This window comes from Vibrio sinensis (assembly GCF_003605645.1).
Lineage (GTDB): Bacteria > Pseudomonadota > Gammaproteobacteria > Enterobacterales > Vibrionaceae > Vibrio > Vibrio sinensis.
On the sequence record NZ_QVMU01000003.1, the window covers coordinates 175,936 to 192,510 of the forward strand.

The 16,575-nt window shown below is 43.2% G+C and carries 12 protein-coding genes and 2 pseudogenes; 11 read left to right on the plus strand and 3 right to left on the minus strand.

Translation table 11 applies throughout. The features are described from left to right. Positions 1 to 31: 31 nt before the first annotated feature. On the minus strand, positions 32 to 352 hold the full coding sequence (gene clpS, locus DZ860_RS05810; RefSeq protein ID WP_120029977.1) for an ATP-dependent Clp protease adapter ClpS: 321 nt from the start codon (positions 350 to 352) through the stop codon (positions 32 to 34). A gap of 461 nt (positions 353 to 813) precedes the next feature. Here clpS and cspD point away from each other — a divergent pair, with 461 nt between their 5' ends. Next, positions 814 to 1,035, plus strand: a complete 222-nt coding sequence (gene cspD, locus DZ860_RS05815; RefSeq protein WP_120029978.1) for a cold shock domain-containing protein CspD — start codon at positions 814 to 816, stop codon at positions 1,033 to 1,035. 97 nt (positions 1,036 to 1,132) lie between these two features. Here the strand turns inward: cspD and DZ860_RS05820 are convergent, their stop codons facing one another. Continuing rightward, positions 1,133 to 3,358: an NADP-dependent isocitrate dehydrogenase gene (locus tag DZ860_RS05820; RefSeq protein WP_120029979.1), complete on the minus strand. Its 2,226-nt coding sequence runs from the start codon at positions 3,356 to 3,358 to the stop codon at positions 1,133 to 1,135. A 298-nt stretch (positions 3,359 to 3,656) separates the two neighbouring features. Here DZ860_RS05820 and DZ860_RS05825 point away from each other — a divergent pair, with 298 nt between their 5' ends. The 3 genes from DZ860_RS05825 to DZ860_RS05840 all read left to right on the plus strand — a co-directional run bounded on the left by DZ860_RS05825 (position 3,657) and on the right by DZ860_RS05840 (position 7,714). Continuing rightward, entirely contained in the window at positions 3,657 to 4,355 is a 699-nt protein-coding gene (locus DZ860_RS05825) for a pseudouridine synthase (protein ID WP_120029980.1), read from the plus strand. A 710-nt stretch (positions 4,356 to 5,065) separates the two neighbouring features. Beyond that, the gene (locus tag DZ860_RS05835) at positions 5,066 to 7,198 is read left to right on the plus strand and encodes a protein-disulfide reductase DsbD family protein (protein ID WP_439333101.1); all 2,133 of its coding nucleotides are present in this window, start codon (positions 5,066 to 5,068) and stop codon (positions 7,196 to 7,198) included. Next, positions 7,199 to 7,714 carry a protein disulfide oxidoreductase gene (locus DZ860_RS05840; protein WP_120029982.1) on the plus strand — a complete coding sequence of 172 codons (516 nt, stop codon included), beginning with the start codon at positions 7,199 to 7,201 and terminating at the stop codon, positions 7,712 to 7,714. 144 nt (positions 7,715 to 7,858) lie between these two features. On the opposite strand, the gene aspS is transcribed toward DZ860_RS05840, so the two are convergent. After that, positions 7,859 to 9,658: an aspartate--tRNA ligase gene (gene aspS / locus DZ860_RS05845; RefSeq protein ID WP_120029983.1), complete on the minus strand. Its 1,800-nt coding sequence runs from the start codon at positions 9,656 to 9,658 to the stop codon at positions 7,859 to 7,861. Positions 9,659 to 10,004: 346 nt separating this feature from the next. Here aspS and DZ860_RS05850 point away from each other — a divergent pair, with 346 nt between their 5' ends. The 7 genes and pseudogenes from DZ860_RS05850 (at position 10,005) to DZ860_RS05875 (ending at position 16,438) form a co-directional block, all read left to right on the plus strand. Continuing rightward, a complete protein-coding gene (locus DZ860_RS05850) occupies positions 10,005 to 10,871 on the plus strand; it encodes a DUF72 domain-containing protein (RefSeq protein WP_120029984.1) in 867 nt (288 codons plus the stop codon). A 230-nt stretch (positions 10,872 to 11,101) separates the two neighbouring features. Then, positions 11,102 to 11,839 (plus strand): carboxy-S-adenosyl-L-methionine synthase CmoA, encoded by a 738-nt coding sequence (gene cmoA, locus DZ860_RS05855; protein ID WP_120029985.1) that lies wholly within the window; start codon positions 11,102 to 11,104, stop codon positions 11,837 to 11,839. A 120-nt stretch (positions 11,840 to 11,959) separates the two neighbouring features. Continuing rightward, the gene (gene cmoB / locus DZ860_RS05860; RefSeq protein ID WP_120029986.1) at positions 11,960 to 12,931 is read left to right on the plus strand and encodes a tRNA 5-methoxyuridine(34)/uridine 5-oxyacetic acid(34) synthase CmoB; all 972 of its coding nucleotides are present in this window, start codon (positions 11,960 to 11,962) and stop codon (positions 12,929 to 12,931) included. A 262-nt stretch (positions 12,932 to 13,193) separates the two neighbouring features. Then, positions 13,194 to 13,302 (plus strand): annotated as a pseudogene (locus DZ860_RS24945) (ATP-dependent Zn protease); the annotation flags it as partial. Positions 13,303 to 13,484: 182 nt separating this feature from the next. Continuing rightward, a pseudogene (locus tag DZ860_RS24950) lies at positions 13,485 to 13,946 on the plus strand (ATP-dependent zinc protease family protein); the annotation flags it as partial. A gap of 8 nt (positions 13,947 to 13,954) precedes the next feature. Beyond that, a complete protein-coding gene (locus DZ860_RS05870; RefSeq protein WP_120029988.1) occupies positions 13,955 to 15,460 on the plus strand; it encodes an inactive transglutaminase family protein in 1,506 nt (501 codons plus the stop codon). Positions 15,461 to 15,463: 3 nt separating this feature from the next. After that, a complete protein-coding gene (locus DZ860_RS05875) occupies positions 15,464 to 16,438 on the plus strand; it encodes an alpha-L-glutamate ligase-like protein (protein WP_120029989.1) in 975 nt (324 codons plus the stop codon). Positions 16,439 to 16,575: the final 137 nt, after the last annotated feature.

The window sequence follows — 16,575 nt, forward strand, 5'->3', positions numbered from 1 at the left end:
TTAAAGAACAACTTGGTTGTTCGAACAAACGTTAGGCTTGTTCCATTGTACAAAGCAGTGGGTGCTCATTTTCCCTGGCATACATAGTGACTTGAGCCACTTTGGTTTCGGCCACCTCTGCGGTAAATGTTCCACAAATGGCTTTACCATCATAGTGCACCTGGAGCATCACTTGTGTTGCTTTGTCGATATCCATAGAGAAGAAGCGCTCAAGGATCTCTATTACAAAATCCATCGGGGTGTAATCATCATTGTTTAGTACAACGTTGTACATCGATGGCGGCTTAACTTTGGTTTTTTCTCGCTCCAGTAAATCTGAGTCTGGAGTAACCCATTCAAAATGCTTGCTCATGATTCATTTATGTTTAGAAAGTAGCTCAGTTATGTTAACACGTTACCATACGGAAAAAATGGTGCTAACTCTTAGTAAGGAAAAAAAAGAGGCAAGCAAAAAAAAGCCCTTACTTAGAGACTAATGCAGCAATTCTATCGCTGCAAATAAAAGATAGGTTTCCATCGCTAACTCACCACCAAGTGTTCAAAAAATAACCTAAAACACTTAATTTACCCCCATTAAATCATATGAAACACTCTTTTGAGTTGCACAAATGTAAAATGATCTGCGTATTTGTTTGTAAATATGTTGTAGATAATACCTTTTTACTATTGACTGAGTTGAATCATTGACTACATTGGTCAAATAGTGACTAAAAATTTGGCTGAGTCTGAATTGATATTCACTGTATGGACTACACAAGAGGGTCGTGTAGACATTAAACAACATCAGTAAATAATGCATGAGGGATGTATAGCATGGCTACAGGTACAGTAAAATGGTTTAATAATGCCAAAGGATTTGGTTTCATCTGCCCGGAAGGTGAAGACGGTGACGTATTTGCTCACTACTCCACGATTCAGATGGATGGTTACCGTACTCTGAAAGCTGGCCAACAAGTTTTTTTCGAAGTAGAAGAAGGTCCTAAAGGATACCACGCAAGCTTGGTGACGCCGGTAGAACTCGAGCAAGCGAAGTAATACCAAATAAAATCGTACCATCGATTAAAACGATAGAAAAACCCGCCAATTTGGCGGGTTTTATTATTAGTGATGCGACTTTAGTTCTATTCGCAATTTATCGGTTGATAATCGCGTTCAGCTTCGCACTTGGACGCATAAGCGGAGACACCTTATCAAACTCAGGGGCGTAGTAACCGCCTAAATCGCCAACGACACCTTGAGCATTATTCAATTCAGCAACGATTTGCTCTTCACTTGATGTTAAAGCTTCAGCAATTGAAGAGAATTCAGCAGCAAGTTCTGCATCCGTCGTCTGCGCAGCCAAGGCTTGTGCCCAGTACGTAGCCAAATAGTAATGGCTACCACGGTTATCTAGCTCACCTACCTTACGAGATGGTGACTTGTTGTTATCTAAGAACTGCCCTGTCGCTTTATCCAGCGCATCTGCCAATACTTGTGCTTTTGCATTTCCAGTCAAGTTGCCTAAATGCTCGAGAGAAGCAGCAAGAGCTAAGAACTCACCTAAAGAGTCCCAGCGTAGGTGGTTTTCTTTCTCTACCTGTTGAACGTGTTTTGGCGCTGAACCACCCGCGCCCGTTTCAAACAGACCACCACCATTCATTAGCGGTACGATAGAAAGCATTTTCGCCGATGTGCCGAGTTCTAAAATTGGGAACAAATCTGTCAGGTAATCACGTAAAACATTACCCGTTACAGAAATGGTATCTAGCCCTTCTTTGATACGCTCTAGTGAAAATTCACACGCTTCCAGTGGTGCTAAGATCTTAATGTCTAGCCCTGCTGTATCATGTTGAGGTAAATAAGCATTCACTTTTTTGATCAATTGCGCATCGTGGGCGCGGTTTTCGTCTAACCAAAATACCGCAGGAGCACCTGTCGCGCGTGCTCGCGTTACCGCTAATTTCACCCAGTCTTGAATTGGCGCATCTTTAACTTGGCACATACGGAAAATGTCGCCCTCTTCAACGCTTTGCTCTAAAAGCACCGCGCCTGAAGCGTCTACAACACGTACCGAACCTGCCGCATCAAGAATAAAGGTTTTATCATGCGAACCATATTCTTCAGCTTTTTGAGCCATTAGGCCAACGTTAGGTACGCTACCCATGGTTGTCGGATCAAATGCACCATGTTCTTTACAGAAATCGATCACCGCTTGGTAGATACCTGCATAACAACGATCTGGGATCAATGCTTTGGTATCTTTCTGCTTACCGTCTGGCCCCCACATTTGACCAGATGAACGCAACATCGCTGGCATTGATGCATCAACAATAATATCGCTTGGTACATGGAGGTTAGTAATACCACGATCAGAATCAACCATGGCTAATGGTGGCTGAGTTTCGTAAACCGCAAGCAACGCAGCCTCAATTTCGTCTATTTTATCTTGAGGTAGAGCTTGAATTTTTGCGTAAACATCACCGATACCGTTGTTTACGTCCACACCCAACTTATCAAAAAGCTTGCCATATTTAGCGAATACATCTTTGTAGTACACCTTGACTGCATGACCGAAAATAACTGGATCAGAAACTTTCATCATGGTCGCTTTCATATGCAAAGACAGCAGAATATCTTGAGTTTTTGCTTGCTCTATTTGTTCTTCAAAAAATGCAACCAATGCATTCTTGTTCATCACAGAAGTATCTATGATCTCTTTATCTTGTAGTGCAAAGGATGATTTCAGCTTTTTAACGCGGCCATCTTGTGCAACGAATTCAATTTTAACTTTCGTTTCACCGTCAATGGTGACCGATTTTTCACTGCCAAAGAAATCATGATCTTCCATTGTCGCGACATGCGATAACGAATCTTTCGACCATGCACCCATTGAATGTGGGTTTTTCTTTGCGTAGTTCTTGACAGAAAGTGGCGCTCGGCGATCTGAGTTACCCTCACGTAGTACTGGGTTTACCGCACTACCTTTGATCTTATCGTATGTCGCTTTAATGGCTTCTTCTTCGTAAGTACTCGGCTCTTCTGGATAGTTAGGTAAGTTATACCCTTTTGTTTGAAGTTCTTTGATCGCCGCTTGTAACTGAGGAAGTGATGCCGAAACGTTTGGTAACTTGATGATGTTTGCTTCTGGTGTTTTGGCCAATTCACCAAGCTCTGTGAGTGCATCATTAATACGCTGAGATTCATCTAAATGTTCTGGGAAATTAGCAATAATACGCCCAGCAAGAGAGATATCACGTGTATCAACGTTGATACCTGATGAAGCGGTGAATGATTGAATGATTGGTAATAAAGAATAGGTTGCCAACGCTGGCGCTTCGTCAGTGATTGTATAGATGATTGTAGGTTTTTCTGTAGGCATGAAATTTCCCTATTGTTCTAACAAACGCATTTATTCATGGGTTTGTGTATGGTCGCTTACGATTTGGTACAGCATCCCCTCAAAAGTTATTAGCGATTTTGCGCCTCTTCCTGCAATCTGCATCATTCCTTAAAATACAGAATCGTTGAGAGCGGATAGTTATAATTAAACAAAACCGAGATAATAGTCTATCATCTTGCTCGCTAATCCTGATTTTGGGCGCGCAAATGATAGATCAAATGGCGCATTATTAACACTAAATCTCACGTTTTATTTACATTTTTGTAGGGTACTTAACATGTCACACTCTCGATATAGTGACTCTTCCTCTTCGACACCACGTAGCAAAAATAGTGGTGATAAACGACGTAATTCGTCCGCAAATGGGCGTACTCACTCTTCCACGCATCGTCGAAAAACGACCAACACGAAACCAAGAGTGACAGCAGAAGAGAGGAAAGTAATTGCATTCAATAAGCCTTACGATGCATTGAGTCAATTCACCGATGGTGATGGCCGAAAAACGCTCGCGGACTTTATTCCGGTCAAAAATGTCTATCCTGCAGGACGCCTTGATCGTGACAGTGAGGGTTTACTGTTATTGACTAATGACGGTATTTTGCAAGCAAAGCTTACTCAACCCAGTTCAAAGTCGCCAAAAACTTATTGGGTGCAAGTTGATGGTGCACCGACTGAAACCGACTTAGATAAGCTACGCCAAGGCGTTGAGCTTAATGATGGAATGACATTACCAGCAAAAGTTGAGTTAATGGCAGAACCTGATATCTGGCAAAGAACACCACCGGTGCGCTTTAGAGCCAATATTCCGACGACTTGGCTCGCGATCACTATCGTCGAGGGACGCAATCGACAAGTTCGCCGCATGACGGCTAATATCGGTTTCCCAACACTACGTTTGATTCGCTATTCAACGGGTGATGTGACTCTTGATGATTTGCAGCCGGGTGAATGGAAAGAAATTCAACTCAAAATCTAGTCTACGATCTTTAAAGTCATTTGATTTGTGATCTTTAATTTGTGGCATGTCCAAAGCAGCGACATGCCCATACAAATGAATCATTACAAATCAACGGTTGAATTGTTGACGCGACTTACCTAACCTTGCGTCACATCCACATATTATGATTGATGAACGACTTGCCATTTAAACAACGTTATTTAGCACAATGGGCGCTATTGCTCGTCGGGTTAGTGATCACCACTTGCCTGAGTCAAACGCTATCCCAAATAACTCAACTAAATACACTTCAATGGAATCAGTTCAACAATAGTTTGACCCTAAATCAGTCATTCCAAAATAAAGCACCACAGCTAAAACAAGACGTTCGCGTCTTATACTCCGAGTATTTTTCCGCTCCGTCACAGAATAATAAGCTCACACAACCCAGTGACTCATGTAGTCTTGCAAGCCAGCTGTTGCCTCAGATCCATTCAAAGACCGATTGGATTGCTCCATTCATTGTTTTGGCTCTGCTGAGCTTTTTATTTATCTGCGCTCCAAGTCAATACTTGCTTCGTAGACATGTTAACTTTCCAACACCAAAGCGACGTTTACACGTTACACATTGTGTTTTCCACGAATAAACACTTCCCACTAAGTCATTCTTCCCTAAATACTTACTGGAGACATTCGTGTTAACTCATACTCGTGCTCGACCTTTTGGGTCTAAAACATCTTTATTTTCTATATGGCGTCACTATCTTGTTATAGCCACGCTAATTCTTTTGTCTGGTATCACTTCACTGCTAAGTGGGCCTGCTTACGCTCAATCGACAGGTTGGATCACTGATCCTACCCATCCTCCTGTACAGCTTCGATTTATGTCGACGGGGGAACACAACTTCAGCAATAAAACGGTTCAAGCCGTACTGGATATCGAACTTGATGGCGATTGGAAAACGTATTGGCGAAGTCCTGGAGAAGGTGGAATTGCGCCTGATTTGGATTGGTCAGCGTCTGACAATATTGAAAACGTCGAGTGGCACTGGCCCATTCCCGGATACTATGATCAGCTTGGTGTTACGACGCTCGGATATAAGTCCCACGTCAGCTTTCCTATCACATTAACGCTTACCGATATTAGCCAGCCGGCGGTATTTGAAGCGCGACTCCGTTTGCCATCTTGCACCAATATTTGTGTGATTACTGATTATCAGATCAAGCTGCCGATCGATCCAAAAACACTCTATATTGATCAACAAGCACTGTTTTTATTCAATCAAGGGATGAGCCAAAGCCCACGCGATTCAAGTAACTTAAAGCTTGATGGCCTTTATTGGGATGCGGCAAAACAACAGCTAGTTGCAAAAATCACCAACCGAATCTCATGGGAAACTCCCCAGTTATTAGTCGATGGTAGCCAAGTAGAAGATGAGTTTTTTGCAAAACCACACCTCTATTTTGATAAGGACAGTCAGCACAAAACGCTCACTGCAGTGTTCGATGTAACCAATTGGGCTGGCAATGTAGACTTAGAAAATAAATCCGTTTCACTGACCATATCCGATCAAACATTCGCCACTGAATTGGTTGCACCTATTGGCAATACACCCATTAGCTATTCAGACAACACCATGAGTTTCTTCTTAATGGTTGGATTTGCACTGCTTGGAGGGTTAATACTCAATATTATGCCTTGTGTATTGCCCGTACTCGGAATGAAGCTCAATAGCATCCTAATGTTCAACCAAATATCGCCCAACACACCACCGGGTTCGGTAAAAGAGATTGCATTCAAGCGAGAAGTCAGAACATCTTTTGTCGCATCCGCATTGGGGATTATTGCCTCATTTATGTTACTCGCTTTCACTTTAAGCGTTCTTAAATTGGGCGGTCATGCCATCGGCTGGGGTATCCAATTCCAAAACGTGGGCTTTCTGGCGTTAATGCTAGTGGTTACGCTCACTTTCTCTGCCAATTTACTTGGTTTGTTTGAATTTCGTCTACCCGCCAACCTTAATACCTGGATGGCAACAAAGGGGAATCATTCTTACGCGGGGCACTTTGTTCAAGGAATGTTTGCCACATTACTTGCTACCCCATGTAGCGCGCCATTTTTAGGCACTGCGGTGGCTTACGCTTTAGGGGCAAGCTACCAAGAATTATGGGGAATATTCCTTGCTCTTGGGGTTGGTATGAGTGCGCCTTGGCTATTATTCGCTCTCTTCCCTAGCTTGGTCAATTTTATGCCCAAACCTGGGGCTTGGATGTTCAAAGTAAAAATGATCTTTGGCTTAATGATGCTAGTGACGAGTCTATGGCTCGCCAGCTTACTCACGCCTTTCATTGGTCAGTTTGCTACGTTCGTGTTAAGTACTACGCTCTTACTGTCCATGATCATCGCGTTAGGCATTAAGTTTGGTAAACGGGTATTGATTCCGATTATTGGCATTATGACTGTCGTATTGGGCGCAGGTTTGATCATGGGAAGCCTCACTGCAGATCGCTGGGCAACGCCGATCATTGATGATTTAGCGTGGCAAAAATTACAAACGGAAAAGATCGTTCCATTAACTGAGCAAGGTAAAACCGTATTTGTTGATGTCACAGCTGATTGGTGTATTACGTGTAAAGCCAATAAGATCGGTGTGATCTTGCAAGATCCCGTGTATAGCACATTAAAGCAGGACGATATCGTATTAATGAAAGGTGATTGGACAACGCCGAGTGATGAGATTATGCAATATCTGCAAAGTAACGGTCGCTATGGTGTACCTTTCAATATTGTCTATGGTCCTAATGCACCTCAGGGCATTCCACTATCGGTCATTTTGTCTGAACAACAAGTCATGCAAGCCATTGATAAAGCGAGCCAATAAATGAATGTACCAACTAAAAAACCACGCTGGCGCTATTGGTTGAAAGAGTTTTTTTTCGCGTTAGTCATTATCACTGGAGGATCTTATGCGATGGATTTCTACCATAGTAGTGATGCTCCCGTTGGCCCTGCACCAGAAATTCAAGCGCTTGATATTAACGGTGACCTCATTGATGTAAACGCACTCAGTCACAATGGTGAACCTGTTATCGTCTATTTCTGGGCAACTTGGTGTGGATCTTGTAAATGGGTAAGCCCAACCATCGATTGGTTTGCCAATGATCATCAAGTCGTCACTGTCGCATTGTCGTCCGGTGAAAACTCTCGTATCCAAGCTTACCTAACTGCCAAGCAACTTGGCTTTCCAGTTATTAATGACGCCCAAGGAACCATAAGCCGGGAATGGGGAATCAGTGTTACTCCGACGATTGCTATCATCAAAGGCGGGGAAATAAAGTATATGACTGCTGGTATCACAACCCCTTGGGGGCTTTGGCTACGAACTCTATTCTCCTAGGCAAAACAATAATCTAGACAGAAGCAGGCACCTAGATAGAATCTGAAGCAAAAAAAATCGCCCACTATCAAAGTGGGCGATTTATTAAAGACTTATCAAAACAGACAAGAGCAAAAGATAAATAGGCTCAATTCAACCTATTGCTTATTCTGCGTCTTTCGCTTGTGTTTCTTCTGCCGCTTTCGCTGCTGCCGTTACTGCAATCGCAAGCTCTTCAAGAGAAGCTGGGTTCGCAAGGCTTGGAGCATTAGTCAATAGACATGCAGCCGCTGTTGTTTTAGGGAACGCGATAACATCACGGATGTTGTCTGTACCACATAGCAGCATCACTAGACGGTCTAGACCGAATGCAAGACCAGCGTGTGGTGGCGTACCAAATTTAAGTGCTTCTAGTAGGAAGCCAAATTTCGCTTTTTGCTCATCAGCTTCGATACCTAGGATGCTAAATACTGCTGATTGCATTTCTGCGTTATGGATACGTACTGAACCACCACCAACTTCGTAACCGTTGATAACCATATCGTAAGCATTTGAGTTTGCTGACGCAGGGTTTGCGATTAGCTCTTCAGCAGTTAAGCCTAGAGGAGAAGTGAATGGGTGATGCATTGCATGTAGGTTGCCTTCGTCATCTTCTTCAAACATTGGGAAGTCGATAACCCATAGCGGTTTCCATGCTGCTTTATCAGTAAGCTCAAGGTCAGTACCTAGCTTCAGACGCAGTGCACCCATCGCTTCAGTCACAACTCGCTTGCTGTCTGCACCAAATAAGATGATGTCGCCAGTTTCAGCTTGAGTACGCTCAAGTAGTTGTGCAACCACTTCTTCGTTTAAGAATTTAGCAACAGGTGACTGTACGCCTTCAAAGCCAGCTGCACGATCGTTCACCTTCATCCATGCTAGGCCTTTCGCGCCGTAGATACCAACGAAGTTAGTGTATTCGTCGATTTGCTTACGAGATAGCGCTGCACCACCAGGTACACGAATTACCGCTACGCGGCCTTTTTCATCGTTAGCTGGGCCAGAGAACACTTTGAAGTCAACATCTTTAAGGATGTCAGCCACGTCAACAAGCTCAAGAGGGTTACGTAGATCAGGTTTGTCTGAACCAAAACGACGGGCTGCTTCTTCAAATGACATGATTGGGAATTCACCCAGATCAACATTAAGTAGCTCTTGCCACATTTGACGAATCATCGCTTCAGTTTTTTCACGTACTTGCTCAGCTGACATGAATGAAGTTTCGATATCGATCTGAGTAAATTCAGGCTGACGGTCAGCACGTAGATCTTCGTCACGGAAACATTTAACGATTTGGTAGTAACGGTCAAAACCAGACATCATTAGCAGCTGTTTGAATAACTGTGGTGATTGAGGTAGCGCGTAGAAACTGCCTTTATGTACACGGCTTGGTACTAGGTAGTCACGAGCGCCTTCTGGCGTTGCTTTAGTTAGTACAGGAGTTTCGATATCTAGGAAGCCATTTTCATCTAGGAAACGACGTACAAAGCTTGATGCTTTAGCACGTAGCTTGATGCGATCACTCATTTCTGGACGACGTAGGTCTAGGTAACGGTATTTTAGACGCTGTTCTTCTGAGTTCTTTTGGTTGAAGTCTAGAGGAAGCACGTCAGAACGGTTAATGATCTCTAGCCCTTTAGCTAGAATCTCAACTTCACCTGTTGCCATGTCTTGGTTTACTTGGCTTTCAGGACGAGCGTTCACAACACCAGTCAATTTGATACAGAATTCATTACGAAGTTGGTTAGCTACTTCGTACGCGTCAGCCATGTCTGGATCAACTACTACCTGAACGATACCTTCGCGATCTCGCATATCAATAAAAATTAGACCGCCTAAGTCACGACGACGATTTACCCAGCCGCACAGTTCTACAGTTTGTCCTGCAAGGGACTTGTTCAGGTGACCACAGTAATGGGTACGCATAATGAAATTCCCAATCTCTTAATATTTGTTAATTACTTTCTACCCGTTCGCCAATGGAAGGGTAGAGCAAAGATCCATTTATACGCTGAAAGTCATTTTAAATCGACTATTCAGAATACGATTTATTACGATTAATCCTGTATTGACGTTTTTTAAGCCAACTAACGAGCAAAACAACATCAATTACAAAAAATTGGTTCAGATTATATCCCCAAATGCCATTAAGATACAGGGGGGACAGCGTCTGAGTTCTTGATAAACCGCCTCTGATAGTTGGAAGTAAAGATTGCACTTTGCTCGTGATGTTTCGTACAGTATCCCAAGGAAATATAACTTGCGGTATGGTATGGATTCTCTCCCGATTCGGCTTGGTCTCACGATGTGGTCGCACAATCAATGGCAACAAAGTTTTTACGGCAAAGGCACTCTACCTGCCGAACGTTTGCAACGCTACGCGCAAGTCTTTCACACCGTTGAGGGCAACACGACTTTCTATGCGACGCCATCGCAATCGACCGTCTTAAATTGGAAATCTGCAACCAGCGATCATTTCAAATTCACATTTAAATTGCCGCAAGCCATCACCCACCAGCAAATGTTGAGAGGCACTCAAGCACAATTAAAAGATTTCCTTCAAGTTATGGCTCCCCTGCATGAAAGAATCGGTCAATGGACGATTCAACTTCCCGCAGCTTTCTCTCCAGAATACCTCGATCGATTAAAAAAATTCTGTCGCTATTTCCCATCGGACTTCCCTCTCGGTGTTGAAGTTCGTCACCCAGAATTCTTCGTTAAGCAAGCGGCTGAAAAAGAGTTCAACCAATGGCTGATCAATACCGGAATCAATCGCATTATTATGGATAGCCGTCCTGTCTTTGCAGCCAAGGCTGATAATCCTGTGATTATTGATGCGCAGCAAAAGAAACCACGCGTACCGGTTCATGCCATTGCTACGGCAAATCATCCAATGATTCGTTTTATTGGCCACCCAGATTTAGATACTAACCTCGAGTTTTTCCAACCTTGGATAAGTAAATTACCCACTTGGCTATCTCAAGGAAAACAGCCCTATGTCATGATACATACACCAGACAACGTATTAGCCCCACAGTTAGCTCTAAAACTGTATCAAGCCTTACAACAACACACTTCACTCCCCGATTTAAACGCATTTCCTAACGACAACGGTCAGCCACAATTGCAAATGTTTTAAGTGAAATGATCAGTGGTAATGACACCAGCGCAAATTTTTCATAAAATACGCGCCTTTTTTAATGGCGCTCCTCGTACACAGAAAAAGGGCAATAAGCTCCTTTTTATCACTGATGCCCATCAGCCTAATTAGAATGTGGCTGAACGAGCAATAGAGTGAGCACCATTTTAGTGCTATATAAGCGCCATTCGGTAAGTTCGCCGAGATGATGAATTACGAGAGAATCGTTGATGAACCCAAAGAGCAACTCAGACAATATTTTTTCTGCTCCAATTGATAAAATTGGTGATTTCACGTTCGATGAGCGTGTAGCAGAAGTTTTTCCTGACATGATCCAGCGCTCAGTGCCAGGTTACAGCAATATTATCTCGGCGATTGGAATGCTAGCTGAACGCTTTGCCAAGCCACATTCAAACATTTACGACTTGGGTTGTTCATTAGGTGCTGCCACGTTATCTATGCGCCGCCATATCAACCAAGAGGGTTGCCAAATTATTGCTGTCGATAACTCTTCAGCGATGGTGGAACGATGCAAACTTCATATCAATGCCTACCGTAGTGATACACCGGTGGAAGTGGTTGAAGCCGATATTCGCGAAATCGAAATTGAAAATGCATCCGTTGTAGTTCTCAACTTTACATTGCAGTTTCTTTCTCCAGATGATCGCTATCGACTGCTTGAAAAAATTTATGCTGGCTTACGCCCTGGTGGCATTCTTATCTTGTCAGAAAAATTTGTTTTTGAAGATGAAACCGCCAATGAACTGTTGATTGATTTGCACCATGATTTTAAGCGCGCCAATGGATACAGTGAACTGGAAATCAGCCAAAAACGTAGTGCTATTGAAAATGTCATGCGTCCTGATTCAAAAAAAGCGCACAAAGAACGTTTTGCCAAAATTGGATTTTCCAGTTTTGATGTTTGGTTCCAATGTTTTAACTTCGGTTCAATGTTCGCAATTAAGTAATTAAGAACCAAGAATCCAATACCAGTTCGACTATGTGCGTACAGCTTGGAGCAGTAGCTTCAAGTGGTACGCACATAACGTTAGATTTCTAATAGAATTTTTTTATACAGTGACTCACCTATGTTTAATTTTGCTAATTTTTATCAATTGATTGCCCAAGACACTCGTCTTCAACCTTGGCTGAATGTTCTGCCGCAACAGCTAACGGATTGGCAAAACGCAGAACATGGCGACTTTGCCCGCTGGGTGAGAGCATTAAATAAAATTCCTAGTGATACGCCTGAGCAAATCGATATCCAAAACTCAGTAACGATTGCTAACAACCAAGCAATGCACCAAGGCGAGTTGAAAAGACTTGAGAATCTGCTGCGTACATTCCATCCTTGGCGCAAAGGCCCTTACCACGTTCATGGTATTCACATTGATACTGAGTGGCGCAGTGACTGGAAATGGGACCGTGTATTACCACACATCAGCCCACTTAAAAACCGCAGCGTGTTAGATGTTGGTTGTGGTAATGGCTATCATATGTGGCGCATGTTGGGTGAAGGTGCACGCCTGTGCGTCGGTATTGACCCATCTCACTTGTTCCTAATTCAATTTGAAGCCATCCGTAAGCTGATGGGCAATGATCAACGTGCTCACCTACTCCCTTTGGGCATTGAACAACTGCCTAAATTGGAAGCATTTGATACCGTATTCAGCATGGGTGTTTTATACCACCGCCGCTCGCCATTGGATCATTTAATTCAACTGAAAGATCAGTTGGTATCTGGTGGTGAATTGATTCTAGAAACATTAGTTATTGAAGGGGATGAGACATCGGTACTGGTTCCATTTGATCGTTATGCTCAAATGCGTAATGTTTATTTCTTCCCATCAGCAAAAGCATTAAAGCTTTGGTTAGAACAAGTCGGATTTATCGATGTGAAAATCGTTGATGAGAACGTGACATCAGTAGATGAACAGCGCACTACCGATTGGATGACTCACAATTCACTTCCGAATTATTTAGACCCGAATGACCCATCAAAAACAGTAGAAGGCTACCCAGCGCCACGTCGTGCAGTGTTGGTAGCAAAAAAACCGTAGATTTGAGAGAAAGTCAGCAATTTTTGACATTACTCTAACTCAATCAAGCGATTAGAAATTTAACCTAAGCGCGTAGTTTAATAAGGATGCCCATTGCATCCTTATTTTTTATCCCTACAATCTACCAAATAACGTAATTATGAGATCAATGGCTAAAAATCCTCACCAGATAAGAATTTGTTACTTTGCTGCTTGTGAGATTTTCGTCCTATAATCTAAACTCCTAATTTATAATAAACTAATTCGTTCCTAGGCTTTTTTAATGTTTATTCGATTGACTCCAGTTATCGCAATAGTTCTGCTTTCAGGCTGCACATTGACCAAAGGCGAACAATACCACCAAGAAACTCTCGCAGCGATTCAAAGCTCACAAACGAAGCTCGATACATCGCTGACTAATATTGAATCACAAATGATGGCTCGTCAGGCTGAAGATTACAAAGTCATGCAAGAGAAAATCAGTGATTTGACTATTCGGCTTGATACGATGCAGGCACAACTCTTAACTGAGTTGAAAAAAACACAAGCCGCTCCAGTAGCCCCTGTGCCAGTAGCGGTTGTGGCAGCAAAACCGACGCATGAAGTGGTACTGGGCGAAATCGAGCGCGTGACCATTGATAGCATTGATCAAACATTTGATGCCCGTGTCGATACCGGCGCAGCTACTTCTTCTCTCAATGCCGTTGATATCGAAGAATTTGAACGCGATGGTAAAAATTGGGTTCGTTTCCATTTATCCGATGGTGCAGCAACGCCTGCAGAAAGTAACTGGATTGAAGCACCTATTGTCCGTTTCGTTAAAATCCGCCAATCAACCAATGAAGAAGTTGAGCGTCGAGCTGTCGTTGAGCTTTGGGTTAAAGTCGGCAGTATCCATGAAAAAACACAGTTCACTTTAGCTGACCGCTCTCAAATGAGCCATCCAGTGCTACTCGGACGTGAATTTATTCGTGACATCGCCGTGGTTGATGTGAGCAAAAAATACATCCATACCGATGAACCAACTAAGAAATAAGGTAACTCATGACGTCTAAAGTACCCTTTTATATTTCAGTGGCGCTGCTGATCATCGTGGGCATTACGCTCAGTATGTTTCGGCACGAAAACTACGGTGTGCCTTGGACGCCAGGTGAAACACGTCAGATTTGGGATATTGAAGCCAAAATTGAATTCGTCGGCCTTGGTAAACCCGTTAAGGTTTCTCTTGCTGTACCGCACACTCAAACCGGTTACACTCTCATTAATGAGTCCTCATCTTCTCCCGGTTATGGCGTAGCCTATGTTAATACTGAGTCTGGCCGTCGTGCTGAGTGGTCTGTTCGCCATGCTGAAGGCCCTCAAAACATTTACTATAAAGCTCAATTCTTAGTTGACCCTCAAGCCAAGGTCGCTCAAATTCCGCCCACTGGTGCCATTGAGAAACCAGCATTTGATGCCCCTGTCGAATCGGCTGCCATCGCCCTCATTGAACGCGCTAGACAACGTTCTGCGGATGACGTCACATTTACTCGTGAACTGATTAAGCTGCTTAATGATGCCGAAGGCCAAAATGCGTCGCTGCTTTTGAACAAAATGAGCAAGGTTGAAATCGTTGATAAGATTCTGGCTTACGCTCAAATCCCGGCCAAGTTGGTTGGTGTTATTGAATTGGAAGATGGTCGTCGTCGTCAGTCTATTCAAGCGATGAACCAAGTCTGGGATGGTAAACAATGGATTTTGTTTAACCCTCAAACGGCTGATCAAGCTATCTCACCAAACATTCTTATCTGGGATGAATCTAACGTTTCTCTGCTCGATGTTGTCGGTGGACAAAATAGCCAAGTCTTCTTCTCGATGATTGCTCAGGAGGTTTCTCCTCAACAAGCAACCAACGATAAAGTCCAAGCAGATGGATTACTGAACCTCTCTATCCATAGCTTGCCGCTTGAAGAGCAAGCCATGTTTAAGACGATTATGTTGATCCCAATTGGTGCATTGATCGTGGTATTCCTACGCGTCATTATTGGCTTAAAAACGTCCGGGACGTTCATGCCGGTATTGATTGCTGTCGCTTTCGTTCAAACACAGTTAGTGACGGGCATTGTCGGTTTCCTACTGATCGTGGGTACGGGTTTAATTATCCGAAGTTACCTATCAAGGCTGAACTTATTACTCGTCGCGCGGATATCGGCAGTGATCATTACTGTAATTATGATTATTTCTGTCTTTACCGTTGTTGCCTTTAAGATTGGTTTAACCGAAGGCTTGTCCATCACGTTCTTCCCAATGATCATTTTGTCATGGACCATTGAACGTATGTCGATTCTTTGGGAAGAAGAAGGTCCGAAAGAAGTCGTATTACAAGGCGGCGGTTCACTATTGACTGCGGTTTTAGTCTACCTAGCAATGACAAACCCATATATTCAACACTTAACGTTTAACTTCATTGGGTTACAGTTAATTGTATTGGCTTGTATTCTTCTACTTGGTACTTACACCGGTTATCGCTTAACAGAACTTCGTCGCTTCAAACCGCTGATTGAGGATTAAGGGATGTTTTTTTCAAACTACACCTCACCTTCAAAACTGCACCATAAAGGCATTATGGGCATGAATAAGCGTAACCATAGCTACATTGGTCGCTATAACGATCGCTCTAAATATCCTTTAGTGGATGATAAGTTAAAAACAAAAATCATTGCTGAAGCGGCCGGTGCAACCGTACCTAAATTGATTGGTGTTATTCGCAACCAAGCGGATGTGGGTAAGATCCATGACATGGTAAAGGATTGGCCTGGGTTTGTGATTAAACCAGCCCAAGGTAGTGGTGGTAAAGGGATACTTGTTATCACTTCTCACAGTGATGGGACTTATACCAAGCCATCGGGTTCAACCATCAATAAAGAAAGTGTCGAGCGTCATATTAGTAATGCCCTAGCGGGGTTGTTCTCTTTAGGCGGCAAAAACGATGTGGCCGTGGTTGAGAACCTAATTAAGTTTGATGAATGCTTTGATGGTTTTAGCTACGAAGGTGTACCTGACGTACGTATTATCGTATTTAAAGGCTACCCTGTTATGGCGATGATGCGCTGCTCTACTGCCGCTTCAGATGGCAAAGCAAACTTACACCAAGGTGCGGTGGGTGTTGGGCTTGATATTGCAACAGGTAAAGCAATTCGAGCGGTTCAATTCGATCGACCAATTACTCATCATCCTGATACTGGTAAGGAGCTTGCTACACTGCAAGTTCCACATTGGGATCGCCTACTGATACTCGCTTCCAGCGCATGGGAAATGACGGGCTTAGGCTATTTGGGTACTGACATGGTATTAGATAAAGAAGAAGGGCCTATGGTACTAGAGCTCAATGCTCGACCTGGTTTGGCGATTCAAATTGCCAACGGGCAAGGCCTATTGCCACGTCTCAAGCATATCGAGAATCTCGGTATGCCTGGCGATTATCCAAAACCGGCTGAACGCGTGGCATACGCTGCCAAGCAATTTGGTAGCTCAGCTAATTTTGCTTAATTTTTTCTGACGTATTGCTATCTCAACCTGAATAAGAAAGAAGAAACGACATAAAAAAATAGCAGCCATTTGGCTGCTATTTTTTTATGTAAAGTTCATTTGAATCACTCAAGCTGCCCATCACTCTATTATGGTTG

Coding starts and splice junctions, on each gene's coding strand:
- DZ860_RS05825 (WP_120029980.1), top strand. CDS start 3,657: ATGTCACACTCTCGATATAGTGACTCTTCCTCTTCGACACCACGTAGC.
- cmoA (WP_120029985.1), top strand. CDS start 11,102: ATGAACCCAAAGAGCAACTCAGACAATATTTTTTCTGCTCCAATTGAT.
- clpS (WP_120029977.1), bottom strand. CDS start 352: ATGAGCAAGCATTTTGAATGGGTTACTCCAGACTCAGATTTACTGGAG.
- DZ860_RS05850 (WP_120029984.1), top strand. CDS start 10,005: ATGGATTCTCTCCCGATTCGGCTTGGTCTCACGATGTGGTCGCACAAT.
- cmoB (WP_120029986.1), top strand. CDS start 11,960: ATGTTTAATTTTGCTAATTTTTATCAATTGATTGCCCAAGACACTCGT.
- DZ860_RS05840 (WP_120029982.1), top strand. CDS start 7,199: ATGAATGTACCAACTAAAAAACCACGCTGGCGCTATTGGTTGAAAGAG.
- aspS (WP_120029983.1), bottom strand. CDS start 9,658: ATGCGTACCCATTACTGTGGTCACCTGAACAAGTCCCTTGCAGGACAA.
- cspD (WP_120029978.1), top strand. CDS start 814: ATGGCTACAGGTACAGTAAAATGGTTTAATAATGCCAAAGGATTTGGT.
- DZ860_RS05875 (WP_120029989.1), top strand. CDS start 15,464: ATGTTTTTTTCAAACTACACCTCACCTTCAAAACTGCACCATAAAGGC.
- DZ860_RS05870 (WP_120029988.1), top strand. CDS start 13,955: ATGACGTCTAAAGTACCCTTTTATATTTCAGTGGCGCTGCTGATCATC.
- DZ860_RS05820 (WP_120029979.1), bottom strand. CDS start 3,358: ATGCCTACAGAAAAACCTACAATCATCTATACAATCACTGACGAAGCG.